Raw genomic sequence first — 14332 nt, 5'->3', positions numbered from 1 at the left:
ACTTCGGGCAGAACGCCCTGTCACAGAGTGGGCCCGGCGTCCCGCGTTCCCCCGACAAATGCGAAGATGGGTTCTCGGCAGGACAGGGCCCCCACCACAGGGCCGAAGAAGCAAGCGGCCGATTACCAGCCGCCGCCCGGTCACAGAGGACCGGTGCCCGGCGCACATGCATGGAGGACGTGACGTGGCGAACGACGCCAGCACCGTTTTCGACCTAGTGATCCTCGGCGGTGGCAGTGGCGGTTACGCCGCGGCGCTGCGCGCATCCCAGCTGGGTCTGGACGTTGCCCTGATCGAGAAGAACAAGCTCGGCGGCACCTGCCTGCACAACGGCTGCATCCCCACGAAGGCTCTGCTGCACGCGGGCGAGATCGCGGACCAGGCTCGTGAAGCCGCCCAGTTCGGTGTCAAGGCCTCCTTCGAGGGGATCGACATCGCGGGTGTCCACAAGTACAAGGACGAGGTCATCTCGGGCCTGTACAAGGGCCTGCAGGGCCTGGTCGCCTCCCGCAAGGTGACCTACATCGAGGGCGAGGGCCGCCTCTCCTCCCCGACTTCCGTCGACGTGAACGGCCGGCGCATCCAGGGCCGCCACATCCTGCTGGCGACCGGCTCCGTGCCGAAGTCGCTGCCGGGCCTGAACATCGACGGCAACCGCATCATCTCCTCGGACCACGCGCTGGTCCTGGACCGCGTGCCCGAGTCCGCCATCGTGCTGGGCGGCGGCGTCATCGGCGTCGAGTTCGCCTCCGCGTGGAAGTCCTTCGGCTCCGACATCACCGTCATCGAGGGCCTCAAGCACCTCGTGCCGGTCGAGGACGAGAACAGCTCGAAGCTGCTGGAGCGCGCGTTCCGCAAGCGCGGCATCAAGTTCAACCTCGGCACCTTCTTCGACAAGGCCGAGTACACGGAGAACGGCGTCCGCGTCACGCTGGCCGACGGCAAGACCTTCGAGGCCGAGGTGCTGCTGGTCGCGGTCGGCCGCGGTCCGGTCTCGCAGGGCCTGGGCTACGAGGAGCAGGGCGTCGCGATGGACCGCGGCTACGTCCTGGTCGACGAGTACATGCAGACCAACGTGCCGACCATCTCGGCCGTCGGTGACCTCGTCCCGACCCTCCAGCTCGCGCACGTCGGTTTCGCAGAGGGCATCCTGGTCGCGGAGCGTCTGGCCGGCCTCAAGGCCGTCCCGATCGACTACGACGGTGTCCCGCGCGTCACCTACTGCCACCCCGAGGTCGCTTCCGTCGGCATCACCGAGGCCAAGGCCAAGGAGATCTACGGTGCGGACAAGGTCGTGGCCCTGAAGTACAACCTGGCGGGCAACGGCAAGAGCAAGATCCTGAAGACCGCGGGCGAGATCAAGCTCGTCCAGGTCAAGGACGGTGCCGTGGTCGGCGTCCACATGGTCGGTGACCGGATGGGCGAGCAGGTCGGCGAGGCCCAGCTGATCTACAACTGGGAGGCCCTGCCGGCCGAGGTCGCGCAGCTCATCCACGCGCACCCGACCCAGAACGAGGCGCTCGGCGAGGCCCACCTGGCCCTGGCCGGCAAGCCGCTTCACTCCCACGACTAATCGTCTCGGGCGCGACGACCACTTCCGCACATTCGTTAGGAGCAACTGAAACCATGTCGGTTTCCGTAACCCTTCCGGCGCTCGGCGAGAGCGTCACCGAGGGCACTGTCACCCGCTGGCTGAAGGCCGAGGGCGAGCGCGTCGAGGCCGACGAGCCGCTGCTCGAGGTCTCGACCGACAAGGTCGACACCGAGATCCCGTCGCCCGTCGCCGGCATCCTGGCCTCCATCAAGGTCGCCGAGGACGAGACCGTCGAGGTCGGCGCCGAGCTGGCCGTCATCGACGACGGCTCCGGCGCGCCGGCCGCTGCTGCGGCTCCGGCCGCCGAGCCGGCCGCCGCCGAGGCCCCGGCCGCCCCGGCCCCCGTCGCCGAGGCCCCCGCGGCTCCGGCTCCGGTCGCCGAGGCACCCGCCGCCGCTGCCGCTCCGGCCACCGCCGGTACCGATGTCGTGCTCCCCGCCCTGGGCGAGTCCGTCACCGAGGGCACCGTCACCCGCTGGCTGAAGCAGGTCGGCGAGTCGGTCGAGGCCGACGAGCCGCTGCTCGAGGTTTCCACCGACAAGGTCGACACCGAGATCCCCGCGCCGGTCTCCGGCACGCTGCTGGAGATCCGGATCGGCGAGGACGAGACCGCCGAGGTCGGCGCCGTTCTGGCCGTCATCGGCGCCGCCGGTGCCGCCCCCGCGGCTGCCCCGGCCGCTGCCGCCCCGGCTCCGGTCCAGGCTGCCGCTCCGGTCGCCGCCCCGGCTCCGGTCGCTGCTGCCCCGGTCGCCGCTCCGGCTCCCGTGGCCGCCCCGGCTCCGGTTGCCGCTCCGGCCCCCGTCGCCCCGGCTCCGGTTGCCGCTCCGGCCCCCGTGGCCGCTCCGGCTCCGGTCACCCCGGCCGCCGCCCCGGCGTCCGCCGGTGACGAGGCCGCGTACGTGACCCCGCTGGTGCGCAAGCTCGCCTCGGAGTCCGGCGTGAACCTGTCCGCGGTCTCGGGCACCGGTGTCGGTGGCCGCATCCGCAAGCAGGACGTCCTGGCCGCCGCCGAGGCCGCCAAGGCCGCTGCCGCCGCCCCGGCCGCTGCCGCTCCCGCCGCGAAGGCCCCGGCCGCCGCGGTGTCCGAGCTGCGCGGTCAGACGGTCAAGATGACCCGCATGCGCAAGGTCATCGGCGACAACATGATGAAGGCCCTGCACTCGCAGGCGCAGCTCAGCTCCGTTGTCGAGGTGGACATCACCAAGATCATGAAGCTGCGCGAGAAGGCCAAGGGCGCGTTCCTGGCCCGCGAGGGCGTCAAGCTCTCGCCGATGCCGTTCTTCGTCAAGGCCGCTGCCCAGGCACTGAAGGCCCACGCGGTCGTCAACGCCCGGATCAACGAGGACGAGGGCACCATCACCTACTTCGACTCGGAGAACATCGGCATCGCCGTGGACTCCGAGAAGGGCCTGATGACCCCGGTCATCAAGGGTGCCGGTGACCTCAACCTGGCGGGCATCTCCAAGGCGACCGCCGACCTGGCCGCCAAGGTCCGCGGCAACAAGATCACGCCGGACGAGCTGTCGGGCGCGACCTTCACCATCAGCAACACCGGCTCGCGCGGTGCGCTGTTCGACACGGTCATCGTGCCCCCGAACCAGGTCGCCATCCTGGGCATCGGTGCCACGGTGAAGCGCCCGGTGGTCATCGAGACCGCCGAGGGCACCAACATCGGCATCCGCGACATGACGTACCTGACCCTGTCCTACGACCACCGCCTGGTGGACGGCGCGGACGCGGCCCGGTACCTCTCGGCCGTCAAGGCGATCCTCGAGGCCGGCGAGTTCGAGGTCGAGCTCGGTCTCTGAGCCGAACGGCTTGTAACCAGCCTCACTGTCGGCGCCCCCGTCCGGGATACTCCCGGGCGGGGGCGCCGCCGTATTGTCTACGCATCAGGCCCCGCATGACCCTGCACAGCCACCAGGAGATGAAGCCCCGATGATCACCCCACCCATCGTGCACTCGCTGCGCGAGCAGATCCGCGAGCACATCGTGGAGGGGATCGTCAGCGGGCGCTGGAAGCCCGGCGAGCGGATCGTCGAGCGCCGCATCGCCGTGGAGCTGGAGGTCAGCCAGACCCCCGTACGGGAGGCCCTGCGCGAGCTGGAGACGCTGCGGCTGATCGAGTCGGCGCCGAACAAGGGCGTGCGCGTACGGAACCTGTCCGCGGCCGACCTGGAGGAGATCTACCCGGTCCGGGCCGGTCTGGAGCAGATTGCGGCCGAACTGGCCGCCCCCCGGCTGGCGACGGACTGCTCGGCGCTGGAGCCGCACGTGGCGGCGCTGTGGGAGGCCGACCGGACCGAGGACGGGACCGCGCAGGTGCGGCACACCGTCGGGTTCCACCGGGAGATGGTGCGGGCGGCCGGGAACAGCGTGCTGCTGCACACCTGGGAGAGCCTGGGCATCGAGGTGTTCACGGCCCTGTCCATCCGCTGGCTGGGTACCGTCCAGAAGTCCTACGCCGAGGAGCACGAGGCCCTCGTCGAGGCGTTCCGCAGTCAGGATCCGGACATCGGCCTCCTTGTGAAGCGTCACGTTTTGGGGTGCGCTCCGAGGGCATGAGCGCCCGTATTGCCCCTCTTTGCTCGGCACCGCGTGCCCTTTTTACTGGCACGCGGTGCCGACTTTCGTCAGCTAGACGTTTCTTCGTCACTTTTATTTGATCGATCATCGATCAGCGATTTACAGTCGTCACGGACCTCAACCAGGTTCAACGACCCTGTCCTGCCCGTCAGGGATTTTCTTCACCACCTCTCCTTTGTCCGGAAGGCGGCGCACACCGATGTCCGACCCCGTAGGAAAGCTTCCGAGCGAGCTCGACCAGCTCCCGGACCGCGACACCGAGGAGACCGCCGAATGGGCGGCCTCCCTCGACGCCGTCGCCAAGGCCGCCGGTACGCGCCGCGCCGAATACCTGCTCCGCCGCACGCTGCAGCACGCCGAGGCCGCCGGCCTCGCCCTGCCGAAGCTGCTGGAGACGGATTACGTCAACACCATCCCCACCGCCGCGGAGCCCGAGTTCCCCGGTGACGAGGCGATGGAAGCCCGGATCACCGCGTGGAACCGCTGGAACGCGGCCGCCATGGTGACCCGCGGCTCCAAGTACGGCGTCGGCGGCCACATCGCCACCTTCGCCTCGGCCGCGTGGCTGTACGAGACCGGCTTCCAGCACTTCTTCCGCGGGAAGGAGGACGACGGATCGGGCGACCAGCTCTACATCCAGGGCCACGCCTCCCCCGGCATCTACGCCCGCGCCTTCCTCGACGGACGCATCTCCGAGCAGCAGCTCGACAACTTCCGCCAGGAGTCCGGCGGCAACGGCCTGCCGTCCTACCCGCACCCGCGGCGCCTGCCGTGGCTGTGGGAGTTCCCGACGGTGTCCATGGGCCTCGGCCCGCTCTCCGCGATCTACCAGGCGCGCTTCAACCGCTACCTGCAGAACCGGAGCATCAAGGACACCGCCAACTCGCACGTCTGGGCCTTCCTGGGCGACGGCGAGATGGACGAGCCCGAGTCGACCGCCGCCCTGGCCCTCGCCTCCCGCGAGCAGCTCGACAACCTGACCTTCGTCATCAACTGCAACCTGCAGCGCCTCGACGGTCCGGTCCGCGCGAACTTCCGCGTCGTGCAGGAGCTGGAAGCCCAGTTCCGCGGCGCCGGCTGGAACGTCATCAAGTCCCTGTGGGGCTCCGCCTGGGACGAGCTGTTCCAGCTCGACACCACGGGCGCCCTGGTACGCCGCCTGCGCGAGGTACCGGACGCGCAGTTCCAGACGTACGCGACCCGCGACGTGGCCTACATCCGCCAGCACTTCTTCGGCGCCAACGCCGAGCTCGTGCAGCTGGCGGGCGTCCTGTCCGACGCGAAGATCGCCGAGTGCTTCCACACCTCCCGCGGCGGCCACGAGCCCCGCAAGGTCTATGCCGCGTACAAGGCCGCCCTGGAGCACAAGGGCGCGCCGACGGTCATCCTGGCGCAGACCGTCAAGGGCTACACGCTGGGTGCCGGGTTCGAGTCGAAGAACGCGAACCACCAGATGAAGAAGCTGACGATCGACGAGTTCAAGGACATGCGTGACCGCCTTGGCCTCCCGATCCCGGACAGCGCCTTCGCCGACGGCGTCGTCCCCTACGGCCACCCGGGCGCGAACAGCCCCGAGGTGCGGTACCTGAACGAGCGCCGCGCGGCGCTCGGCGGTCCGGCCCCGGCCCGCAAGGTCAAGCAGGTCGCCCTGCCGGCTCCGGCCGACCGTTCCTTCGCCCCGCTGCTCAAGGGCTCCGGCAAGCAGGAGATGGCCACCACCATGGCCTTCGTCCGGCTCGTCAAGGACCTGATGCGGGACAAGGAGACCGGCAAGCGCTGGGTGCCGATCGTCCCCGACGAGGCCCGTACCTTCGGTATGGAGTCCCTCTTCCCGTCGGCCGGCATCTACTCGCCGCTGGGCCAGACGTACGAGCCGGTCGACCGCGACCAGCTCATGTACTACAAGGAGGCCAAGGACGGCCAGATCCTCAACGAGGGGATCACCGAGGCCGGCGCCATGGCCGACTTCATCGCCGCCTGCACGTCGTACGCGACGCACGGCGAGCCGATGATCCCGTTCTACATCTTCTACTCGATGTTCGGCTGGCAGCGCACCGCCGACCAGATGTGGCAGCTCGCCGACCAGCTCGGCAAGGGCTTCATCGTCGGCGCGACCGCCGGCCGCACCACGCTGACCGGTGAGGGCCTGCAGCACGCGGACGGCCACTCGCACCTGATCGCGTCCACGAACCCGGCGTCGCTCAACTACGACCCGGCCTTCGCGTACGAGATCGCGGTGATCGTCAAGGACGGTCTGCGCCGCATGTACGGCGAGACCGTCCCAGGTGAGGACTCGAACGTCTTCTACTACCTGACGGTCTACAACGAGCCGAAGGTGCAGCCCGCGATGCCCGAGGGCGTCGAGGAGGGCATCCTCAAGGGTCTGTACCGCTTCAACACGGCGGCCGACCTGGCGGAGCAGGCCCCGGCCGCCGACGCCCCCAAGATCCAGCTGATGGCCTCGGGTACGGCGATCCACTGGGTGCTGGAGGCGCAGAGGCTGCTGGCCGCCGACTGGAACGTGGCCGCCGACGTCTGGTCCGCCCCCTCCTGGGGCGAGCTGCGGCGCGACGCGCTGGAGTGCGACGAGGCGCTGCTGCGCGGCGAGGTGCGCACCCCGTACGTCACCCGCGCGCTGGAGGGCGTCACCAGCCCGGTCCTGGCCGTCTCCGACTGGATGCGCCAGGTCCCGGACCAGATCAGCCAGTGGGTCGAGCAGGACTACACCTCGCTGGGCACGGACGGCTTCGGTCTGTCCGACACCCGTGAGGGCGCCCGCCGCCACTTCGGTGTCGACGCCCAGTCGATCGTGGTGGCCGCGCTGGCCCAGCTCGCGCGTCGCGGCGAGGTACCGGCGTCCTCCGTCAAGGAGGCCCGGGAGCGCTACGGCCTCTGAGGCTCCGTGTGACCGGTGAAAGGCCGGTGTCCACCCCAGCGGGGGTCGGACACCGGCCTTTCGCCGTATGAGCGGTGGCGGCGCCGGGGCGGACCCGTGATGCTGGAGCGGTGATGGACGAGACGGAGTTCTGGGAGATCGTCGACCGTACCCGCGAGGCCGCCGACGGCGACCCCGAGGAACACGCCGAGCTGCTCGTGGAGCGGCTGGCCCAGCTCGACCCGGACTCCGTCCTGGACTTCGCCCGTCACTTCGAGTCCCGGTACAACCGGGCGTACACCTGGGACCTGTGGGGCGCGGCGTGGGTGCTGCTCGACGGGGCGAGCGACGACGCGTTCGACTACTTCCGCTGCTGGCTGATCGGCCAGGGGCGGGAGGTGTTCGAGGGCGGCGTGCACGATCCGGACCACCTGGCGGAGCTGCTCGGCGAGTTCGACGAGGAGATCGATGGCGACGGCGAGGAACTGGGGTACGCGGCCGACGAGGCCTACGAGCAGCTGACCGGGGCGGTGGCGCCGGATCTGGGGATCCCGCTGCAGGCGGCGGAGCCGGAGGGCGCCCCGCTGGACTTCGAGAACGAAGCCGTGCTCGCGGAGCGCTTCCCCCGGCTGTGGGACCGGTTCCGCGGCTGATCAGTAGTGCGTGCCGCCGTCGATGCGGATCTCCGTACCGGTGATGAACGCGCCGTCCTCGGAGCCCAGCATGGCGACGACGCCGGCGACGGTCTGCGGGCCGGCGAAGCCCTGGCCGATGGCCGGGGCGAGCTTGGCGAAGAGCGACCAGTCGGTGTCCTCGGGCAGGCCGGGGCCGGTGCCGGTGGTCATGCCGGACTCGATGGAGCCGGGCGCGACCGAGACGAAGCGCAGGCCCTGCTTGCTGTACTCGGCGGCCAGCGCGTGGGTCATGGACTGGATGCCGCCCTTGCTGGCCGCGTAGGCGGACATGTAGGGGTGCGCGAAGGACGCCGAGGTGGAGCTGAAGTTCACGACGACCGGCTGGTCGCCCTCCAGCAGAGCCGGCAGCGAGGCGCGGATCATCAGGAAGGTGCCGGTCAGGTTGACCCCGATGACCTTGTTCCAGAGGTCGAGCGTGGTCTCGTGGGTGTGCGCGGAACGCAGGATGCCCGCGGCGTTGACGAGTACGTCGAGTCCGCCGAGGGCGCGGGTCGCGGCGGCCACGCCCTCCTCGACCGCGGTCTCGTGGGATATGTCGAGGAGCGCGGTGGTGAGGCGGGCCTCGTGGCCCGCGGCGGAGGCCTGCTCGGCGGTGGCCTTCAGGCCGGCCTCGTCGACGTCCACCGTGTGGACCCGGCCGCCCTCGGCGAGGATGCGGTGGACGGTGGCGCGGCCGATGCCGGAGCCGCCGCCGGTGATGAGGACACGACGTCCTTCGTAACGGTTCATGGCGTGAGCGTACCGAAGGTATGACACGTTTTGCCATGGTGACAATGAATGCAGTTGCCGAGGCGTACGGAAGGTACGCTTCACCTCGTGAGATCCCCTCGCCCGTACTCTCCCCAGGCCGGCCCCGGAGCCCAGTCGCTGACCGAGCGCCGCAAGGCCGCCACCCAGCTCGACATCGCCCGCGCGGCCTGTGAACTGTTCGCCGAACACGGCCCCGACGGCACCACCGCCGAGGACATCGCCCACCGGGCGGGGGTGGCGCTGCGCACCTTCTACCGCTACTTCCGCAACAAGCAGGAGGCGGTGGCCCCGCTGCTGGCGGGCGGCGGTGACGCCTGGCGCGCGCTGCTCGCCGAGGAGGATCCCGGCACTCCCCTGACCGAGGCCCTGGAACGTGCCGTCACGCGGTCGCTGAGCGGCCCGCAGGCGGTCGAGGAGGGCCTGGAGGTGACCCGCGGCCTGCTGCGCGCGGCGGCGGGGGACCATGCGCTGCGGGCGGTCTGGTACTGCGTGAACCAGGACTCCGAGGAGCACCTGGTCCCGGTGCTCGCCCGGCTGGCGGGGCCGGACGCCGACCCGCTGGAGGTACGTCTGCTCGCCGCGGCCGCCACGGACGCGATTCGCGTCGCGCTGGAGCTGTGGTCGACCACGGACGCCCCGGTCTCGGGCCCCGGCTCGCCCGCCGAACTCGCGGTCAGGTGCCTGCGCGACCTCACCGGCGCGATGCCCCTGCTGCGCTGACCTCAGCGCAGCAGGGGCGTCGCCCAAGGCCCGTGGCCCTGCGTCTTACCGACCGGTGTCAGCGGCCACCGCCGCCGCCCCAGTCACCGTTGCCGCCGCCACCGCCGCCCCAGTCACCGTTGCCGCCGCCACCGCCGCCGCCCCAGTCACCGTTGCCGCCGCCACCGCCGCCGCCCCAGTCACCATTGCCGCCGCCACCGCCGCCGCCCCAGTCACCATTGCCGCCGCCACCGCCGCCGCCCCAGTCACCATTGCCGCCACCGCCGCCGCCCCAGTCACCGTTACCGCCACGGCCGTTGCCCCAGTCGTTGTTGCCCCAGTCGCCGTTACCGCCGCGACCGTTGCCCCAGTCGTTGTTGCCCCAGTCGCCGTTACCGCCACGGCCGTTGCCCCAGTCCCAGTCGCCGTTGCCGCCTCGGCCGGAGTCGTTCCAGTTCGAGTGCCAGTTGGCGTCGCGCCAGTTGTTGTCGCGCCAGTTGTCGTTGTATCCGCCGACTCCGCCCTGGTCCCCGCACCAGCTCGGCCGGTCGCGCCAGTCACGGTCGCAGCAGTAGCCCCACCGGGCGTCGGAACGGTTCGAGGGGTACCGGTAGCAGTCGTAGCCGCCGTTCCCGCCCCCGCCACCACTGGTGACGACCGAAGCCGAGGCACTGGCCACGGGCAGCAGACCTATCGCGACTCCCGCGGCGCCTGCCATGGCTGCCGCAACGATCCTACGGCGCATTTTCATGCACCTCCGCACATGTCTCGCTTATTCGGCCTTTAGGACATTTCTACCCTCACCCGAGCGCGACCCGCTGTCAAAGCAGAAGGCCCCCCGCCGCTCTCCGTGGAGAGTGGCGGGGGGCCTCCCATCAGGCATGACGCTCGTTCCGAGCGGGTTCGACTAGAGGTCGAAGTAGAGCTCGAACTCGTGCGGGTGCGGACGCTGCGCGATCGGGGCGATCTCGTGCGTGCGCTTGTAGTCGATCCAGGTCTCGATCAGGTCGGGGGTGAAGACGCCGCCGGCCAGGAGGTACTCGTGGTCCGCCTCCAGCGCCTTCAGCACGTCCTCGAGGCTGGTCGGGACCTGCGGGACGCTCGCGTGCTCGTCGGGCGAGAGCTCGTAGAGGTCCTTGTCGATCGGCTCCATCGGCTCGATCTTGTTCTTGACACCGTCGAGGCCCGCGAGCAGCAGCGCCGCGAAGGCGAGGTACGGGTTGGACGACGGGTCCGGGGCGCGGAACTCGACGCGCTTGGCCTTCGGGTTCGAGCCGGTGATCGGGATGCGCATGGCGGCGGAGCGGTTGCGCTGCGAGTACACCATGTTGACCGGCGCCTCGAAGCCCGGCACCAGGCGGTGGTAGGAGTTCACCGTCGGGTTGGTGAACGCCAGCAGCGACGGGGCGTGCTTGAGGATGCCGCCGATGTAGTAGCGCGCGGTGTCCGACAGGCCCGCGTAGCCGGCCTCGTCGTAGAACAGCGGGTCGCCGTTCGCCCACAGCGACTGGTGCACGTGCATGCCCGAGCCGTTGTCACCGAAGATCGGCTTCGGCATGAAGGTCGCGGTCTTGCCGTTGCGCCAGGCGACGTTCTTCACGATGTACTTGAAGAGCATCAGGTCGTCGGCCGCGGCGAGCAGCGTGTTGAACTTGTAGTTGATCTCGGCCTGGCCACCGGTGCCGACCTCGTGGTGCTGGCGCTCGACCTGGAGGCCCTGGGCGTCCAGCTCGAGGGAGATCTCGGCGCGCAGGTCGGCGAAGTGGTCGACCGGGGCTACGGGGAAGTACCCACCCTTGTAGCGGACCTTGTAACCACGGTTGTTCTCCTCGGAGCCCGTGTTCCAGGCACCGGCCTCGGAGTCGATGTGGTAGAAGCTCTCGTTCGCGGTGGTCGCGAAGCGCACGCTGTCGAACACGTAGAACTCGGCCTCGGGGCCGAAGTACGCGGTGTCGGCGATGCCGGTGGAGGCGAGGTACGCCTCGGCCTTCTTCGCGATGTTGCGCGGGTCGCGGCTGTAGGCCTCACCCGTGATCGGGTCGTGGATGAAGAAGTTGATGTTGAGCGTCTTGTCCTTGCGGAACGGGTCCAGGCGCGCGGTGCTGATGTCGGCACGCAGCGCCATGTCGGACTCGTGGATCGCCTGGAAGCCGCGGATCGACGAGCCGTCGAAGGCCAGCTCCTCGTTCGGGTCGAACGCGCGCCCCGGGATGGTGAAGTGCTGCATCACACCAGGCAGGTCGCAGAAGCGGACGTCGACGAACTTGACGTCGTTCTCCTCGATGTACTGCTTCACTTCGTCGGCGTTCTGGAACATCCAACTCCTCCTACTCCCGGCCCCGGGGCAGGGCGGGCTTTATAGCTCGTGGTGCGTCAGTGCGGTGCCGCACGCTGACCCGACCATAAGCAGGCGGGATTTCTCAAGCATGACCCATTTGTTTCGCACAAGTTAACCAGGGTCCCGCCGGAGTGACGTGCAGCGCCACCGGTACCGTGGTCGGGTGGACAACAGACAGGCAATCGGATCCTGGCTCTCCGGCCCCCGCGCGGCCGCCGAGGACATGGGCGTCGACTTCGGCTATCCGGGCCAGCGGCTCGGCCTGCCGCAGCAGGGGCCCGGCTCGTCGGCACGGTTCGGGCGCCGGCTCGGCGCCGTCGCCCTCGACTGGATCGGCTGCCAGCTGATTGCGTACGGGCTGATCACGGGCGGCAACCTGGCCGCGGCGGGCAACTGGACCCTCGGGCTCTTCGTGGCCCTGACCGTCCTGACGGTCGGCACCGTGGGCTCCACGCCCGGCAAGCGGGCCCTGGGCATCCGGGTGATCTCGGAGTCCGGCGGCCGCCTCGGCTTCGTCCGGGTGTGCGTGCGCACGCTGCTGCTGGCCCTGGTCGTCCCGGCGCTGATCTGGGACCGCGACGGCCGCGGTCTGCACGATCGCCTCGCGCGCGCCGTCCAGGTCCGCATCTGAGTTTTCCGTACGTTCTCCGTACGAAGCAGGGGCGCCTCCCGAACCGGTCGGTTCGGGAGGCGCCCCTGTCTCGTATACGAAAATCGGCTGAGCGGGTCAGCGCATCTTTCCGCCGCGCGGCATCTTCATGCCCTTGGGCATCGGGCCCTTCGGCAGCGGCATGTTGCTCATGAGGTCACCCATGGCCCGCAGCTTGTCGTTGACCTGGGTGATCTGCGGTCCGGTCAGCACGCGCGGGAGCTTGAGCAGGGTGGTGCGCACCTTCTTGAGCGGCACCTCGCCCTCGCCCGTGCCCACGATGAAGTCGTGCACCGGCACGTCCGGCATGATCCGGGCCAGCTTCTTCTTCTCGTTGCCGAGCAGCGGCTTCACACGGTTCGGGTTGCCCTCGGCGATCAGCACGACGCCGGCCTTGCCGACGGCCCGGTGGACGATGTCCTGCTGTCGGGTCATCGCGACGGCCGGGGTGGTCGTCCAGCCCCGTCCCACGTTGTCCAGCACGGCAGCGGCCGCACCCGGCTGTCCTTCCATCTGCCCGAAGGCAGCCCGCTCGGCCCGTCGTCCGAAGACGATCGCCATCGCGAGGAACGCCACGAGGAAGCCCAGGATGCCCAGGTAGATCTCGTGGCCGATCAGGAAGCCGATCGCAAGAAAGACACCGAAGGTGACGATTCCCACGCCCGCGACGATCAGACCGACCTTCGGGTCGGCCTTGCGCGTCATCTTGTACGTCAGGGCGATCTGCTTCAGTCGCCCGGGGTTCGCAGCAGTCTCTGCGTTTGACTTCCTCGCCATGAAAAGAAGTTTACGTGGCCTGCGGGGTTCGGGTAGCCGCGGCCTCAAGTACATGTTCGGTTTCGACCCGGTCCTTGGCCCTGCGGCGGTCCTCGAGGACCGCCGTCCAGGCGTTGCGGCGGGCTCCGCTCATCAGCAGCGACTCGATGCCCCGGAAGGCGTCGGAGACGGACGGGATGGCGATGGCGCGTACGGGCGCGGCCTGCATGATGTCGATCCCTTTCACGGTGCCGATGAGTGCGGTGCGTGGAGCAATCGTCACTGACTGGTGTTACTACCGCATGACCGGCCGGTCAAACGTGATGAAACATTGACGCGGCCCGCCGGGCTCTTACTCCAAGAGCCTAGGGGCCGCGCCGATGCGGTGTTACTGCCTAGTAAGGTTTTGTGCGCGAGTTCACACGGTCGCGCCTGCGCTCAGACTCGGCTGCGCTTCTCCATCGCCTGCTGGTAGAGGCGCCCCGCGCGGTACGAGGAGCGGACCAGCGGACCGGACATCACACCGGAGAAGCCGATGTCCTCGGCCTCCTTCGCCAGCTCCACGAACTCGGCCGGCTTCACCCAGCGCTCGACGGGGTGGTGGCGCGGCGAGGGCCGCAGGTACTGGGTGATGGTGATGAGCTCGCAGCCGGCCTCGTGCAGCTCCCGCAGGGCCTGCGAGACCTCCTCGCGCTCCTCGCCCATGCCCAGGATCAGGTTGGACTTGGTGATCAGGCCGTAGGCGCGGGCCTGTCGGATCACGTCCAGCGAGCGCTCGTACCGGAAGCCGGGGCGGATCCGCTTGAAGATCCGCGGCACCGTCTCGACGTTGTGCGCGAAGACCTCGGGGCGGGAGGCGAAGACCTCCTCCAGCAGCTCCGGGACCGCGTTGAAGTCGGGGGCCAGCAGCTCGACCTTGGTGTGGCCGGCCTCGCGGCCCGCCGTCTGCTGGTGGATCTGGCGCACGGTCTCCGCGTACAGCCAGGCGCCGCCGTCGGCCAGGTCGTCGCGCGCGACGCCGGTGATGGTGGCGTAGTTCAGGTCCATGGTGACCACGGACTCGCCGACACGGCGCGGCTCGTCCCGGTCCAGGGCCTCGGGCTTGCCCGTGTCGATCTGGCAGAAGTCACAGCGCCGGGTGCACTGGTCGCCACCGATGAGGAAGGTCGCCTCGCGGTCCTCCCAGCATTCGTAGATGTTCGGACAGCCCGCTTCCTGGCACACCGTGTGCAGTCCTTCGCCCTTCACCAGGGCCTGCATCTTGGTGTACTCGGGACCCATCTTCGCCCGGGTCTTGATCCACTCGGGCTTGCGCTCGATGGGCGTCTGGGCGTTACGGACCTCCAGGCGCAGCATCTTGCGTCCGTCGGGTGCGACTGCGGACACGACC

General features: G+C 69.6%; 13 protein-coding genes. 7 read left to right on the top strand and 6 right to left on the bottom strand.

What is annotated here, in order from left to right:
• Positions 1–184 precede the first annotated feature (184 nt).
• The 5 genes from lpdA (at position 185) to OG534_RS26440 (ending at position 7708) form a co-directional block, all read left to right on the top strand.
• A complete protein-coding gene (gene lpdA / locus OG534_RS26460) occupies positions 185–1573 on the top strand; it encodes a dihydrolipoyl dehydrogenase (RefSeq protein ID WP_326591231.1) in 1389 nt (462 codons plus the stop codon).
• A gap of 53 nt (positions 1574–1626) precedes the next feature.
• Positions 1627–3402, top strand: a complete 1776-nt coding sequence (gene sucB / locus OG534_RS26455) for a 2-oxoglutarate dehydrogenase, E2 component, dihydrolipoamide succinyltransferase (RefSeq protein WP_326591230.1) — start codon at positions 1627–1629, stop codon at positions 3400–3402.
• A gap of 133 nt (positions 3403–3535) precedes the next feature.
• Positions 3536–4159 carry a GntR family transcriptional regulator gene (locus OG534_RS26450; protein ID WP_326593864.1) on the top strand — a complete coding sequence of 208 codons (624 nt, stop codon included), beginning with the start codon at positions 3536–3538 and terminating at the stop codon, positions 4157–4159.
• 220 nt (positions 4160–4379) lie between these two features.
• Positions 4380–7076 carry a pyruvate dehydrogenase (acetyl-transferring), homodimeric type gene (gene aceE / locus OG534_RS26445; protein ID WP_326591228.1) on the top strand — a complete coding sequence of 899 codons (2697 nt, stop codon included), beginning with the start codon at positions 4380–4382 and terminating at the stop codon, positions 7074–7076.
• A 113-nt stretch (positions 7077–7189) separates the two neighbouring features.
• Positions 7190–7708 carry a DUF4240 domain-containing protein gene (locus OG534_RS26440; protein ID WP_326591226.1) on the top strand — a complete coding sequence of 173 codons (519 nt, stop codon included), beginning with the start codon at positions 7190–7192 and terminating at the stop codon, positions 7706–7708.
• Here OG534_RS26440 and OG534_RS26435 read toward each other — a convergent pair whose 3' ends face one another.
• Positions 7709–8479 (bottom strand): SDR family NAD(P)-dependent oxidoreductase, encoded by a 771-nt coding sequence (locus OG534_RS26435; RefSeq protein WP_326591225.1) that lies wholly within the window; start codon positions 8477–8479, stop codon positions 7709–7711.
• 87 nt (positions 8480–8566) lie between these two features.
• Here OG534_RS26435 and OG534_RS26430 point away from each other — a divergent pair, with 87 nt between their 5' ends.
• Positions 8567–9220 (top strand): TetR/AcrR family transcriptional regulator, encoded by a 654-nt coding sequence (locus OG534_RS26430; protein ID WP_326591223.1) that lies wholly within the window; start codon positions 8567–8569, stop codon positions 9218–9220.
• Between the two features lie 58 nt (positions 9221–9278).
• Here OG534_RS26430 and OG534_RS26425 read toward each other — a convergent pair whose 3' ends face one another.
• On the bottom strand, positions 9279–9917 hold the full coding sequence (locus tag OG534_RS26425) for a hypothetical protein (RefSeq protein WP_326591221.1): 639 nt from the start codon (positions 9915–9917) through the stop codon (positions 9279–9281).
• Between the two features lie 189 nt (positions 9918–10106).
• On the bottom strand, positions 10107–11516 hold the full coding sequence (gene glnA / locus OG534_RS26420; RefSeq protein ID WP_326591219.1) for a type I glutamate--ammonia ligase: 1410 nt from the start codon (positions 11514–11516) through the stop codon (positions 10107–10109).
• Positions 11517–11700: 184 nt separating this feature from the next.
• Between glnA and OG534_RS26415 the strand changes: the two genes are divergently transcribed.
• Entirely contained in the window at positions 11701–12168 is a 468-nt protein-coding gene (locus OG534_RS26415; protein ID WP_326591217.1) for an RDD family protein, read from the top strand.
• Between the two features lie 96 nt (positions 12169–12264).
• Here the strand turns inward: OG534_RS26415 and OG534_RS26410 are convergent, their stop codons facing one another.
• The 3 genes from OG534_RS26410 to lipA form a co-directional block, all read right to left on the bottom strand.
• A complete protein-coding gene (locus OG534_RS26410; protein WP_326591216.1) occupies positions 12265–12963 on the bottom strand; it encodes a DUF4191 domain-containing protein in 699 nt (232 codons plus the stop codon).
• A 10-nt stretch (positions 12964–12973) separates the two neighbouring features.
• Complete coding sequence (locus OG534_RS26405) at positions 12974–13171, bottom strand: SCO2195 family GlnR-regulated protein (RefSeq protein ID WP_030707544.1); 198 nt, start codon at positions 13169–13171, stop codon at positions 12974–12976.
• Positions 13172–13380: 209 nt separating this feature from the next.
• Positions 13381–14328: a lipoyl synthase gene (lipA, locus tag OG534_RS26400; protein ID WP_326591214.1), complete on the bottom strand. Its 948-nt coding sequence runs from the start codon at positions 14326–14328 to the stop codon at positions 13381–13383.
• Positions 14329–14332: the final 4 nt, after the last annotated feature.

The organism is Streptomyces sp. NBC_01294, assembly GCF_035917235.1.
Lineage (GTDB): Bacteria > Actinomycetota > Actinomycetes > Streptomycetales > Streptomycetaceae > Streptomyces > Streptomyces caledonius.
This window is presented reverse-complemented; position numbering and strand designations above follow the sequence as displayed.

Bases quoted from the DNA above. Each gene is read 5' to 3' on its own strand.
- glnA (WP_326591219.1), bottom strand. From the start codon at position 11,516: ATGTTCCAGAACGCCGACGAAGTGAAGCAGTACATCGAGGAGAACGAC.
- OG534_RS26405 (WP_030707544.1), bottom strand. From the start codon at position 13,171: ATGCAGGCCGCGCCCGTACGCGCCATCGCCATCCCGTCCGTCTCCGAC.
- sucB (WP_326591230.1), top strand. From the start codon at position 1,627: ATGTCGGTTTCCGTAACCCTTCCGGCGCTCGGCGAGAGCGTCACCGAG.
- aceE (WP_326591228.1), top strand. From the start codon at position 4,380: ATGTCCGACCCCGTAGGAAAGCTTCCGAGCGAGCTCGACCAGCTCCCG.
- OG534_RS26435 (WP_326591225.1), bottom strand. From the start codon at position 8,479: ATGAACCGTTACGAAGGACGTCGTGTCCTCATCACCGGCGGCGGCTCC.
- OG534_RS26425 (WP_326591221.1), bottom strand. From the start codon at position 9,917: ATGGCAGGCGCCGCGGGAGTCGCGATAGGTCTGCTGCCCGTGGCCAGT.
- OG534_RS26440 (WP_326591226.1), top strand. From the start codon at position 7,190: ATGGACGAGACGGAGTTCTGGGAGATCGTCGACCGTACCCGCGAGGCC.
- OG534_RS26410 (WP_326591216.1), bottom strand. From the start codon at position 12,963: ATGGCGAGGAAGTCAAACGCAGAGACTGCTGCGAACCCCGGGCGACTG.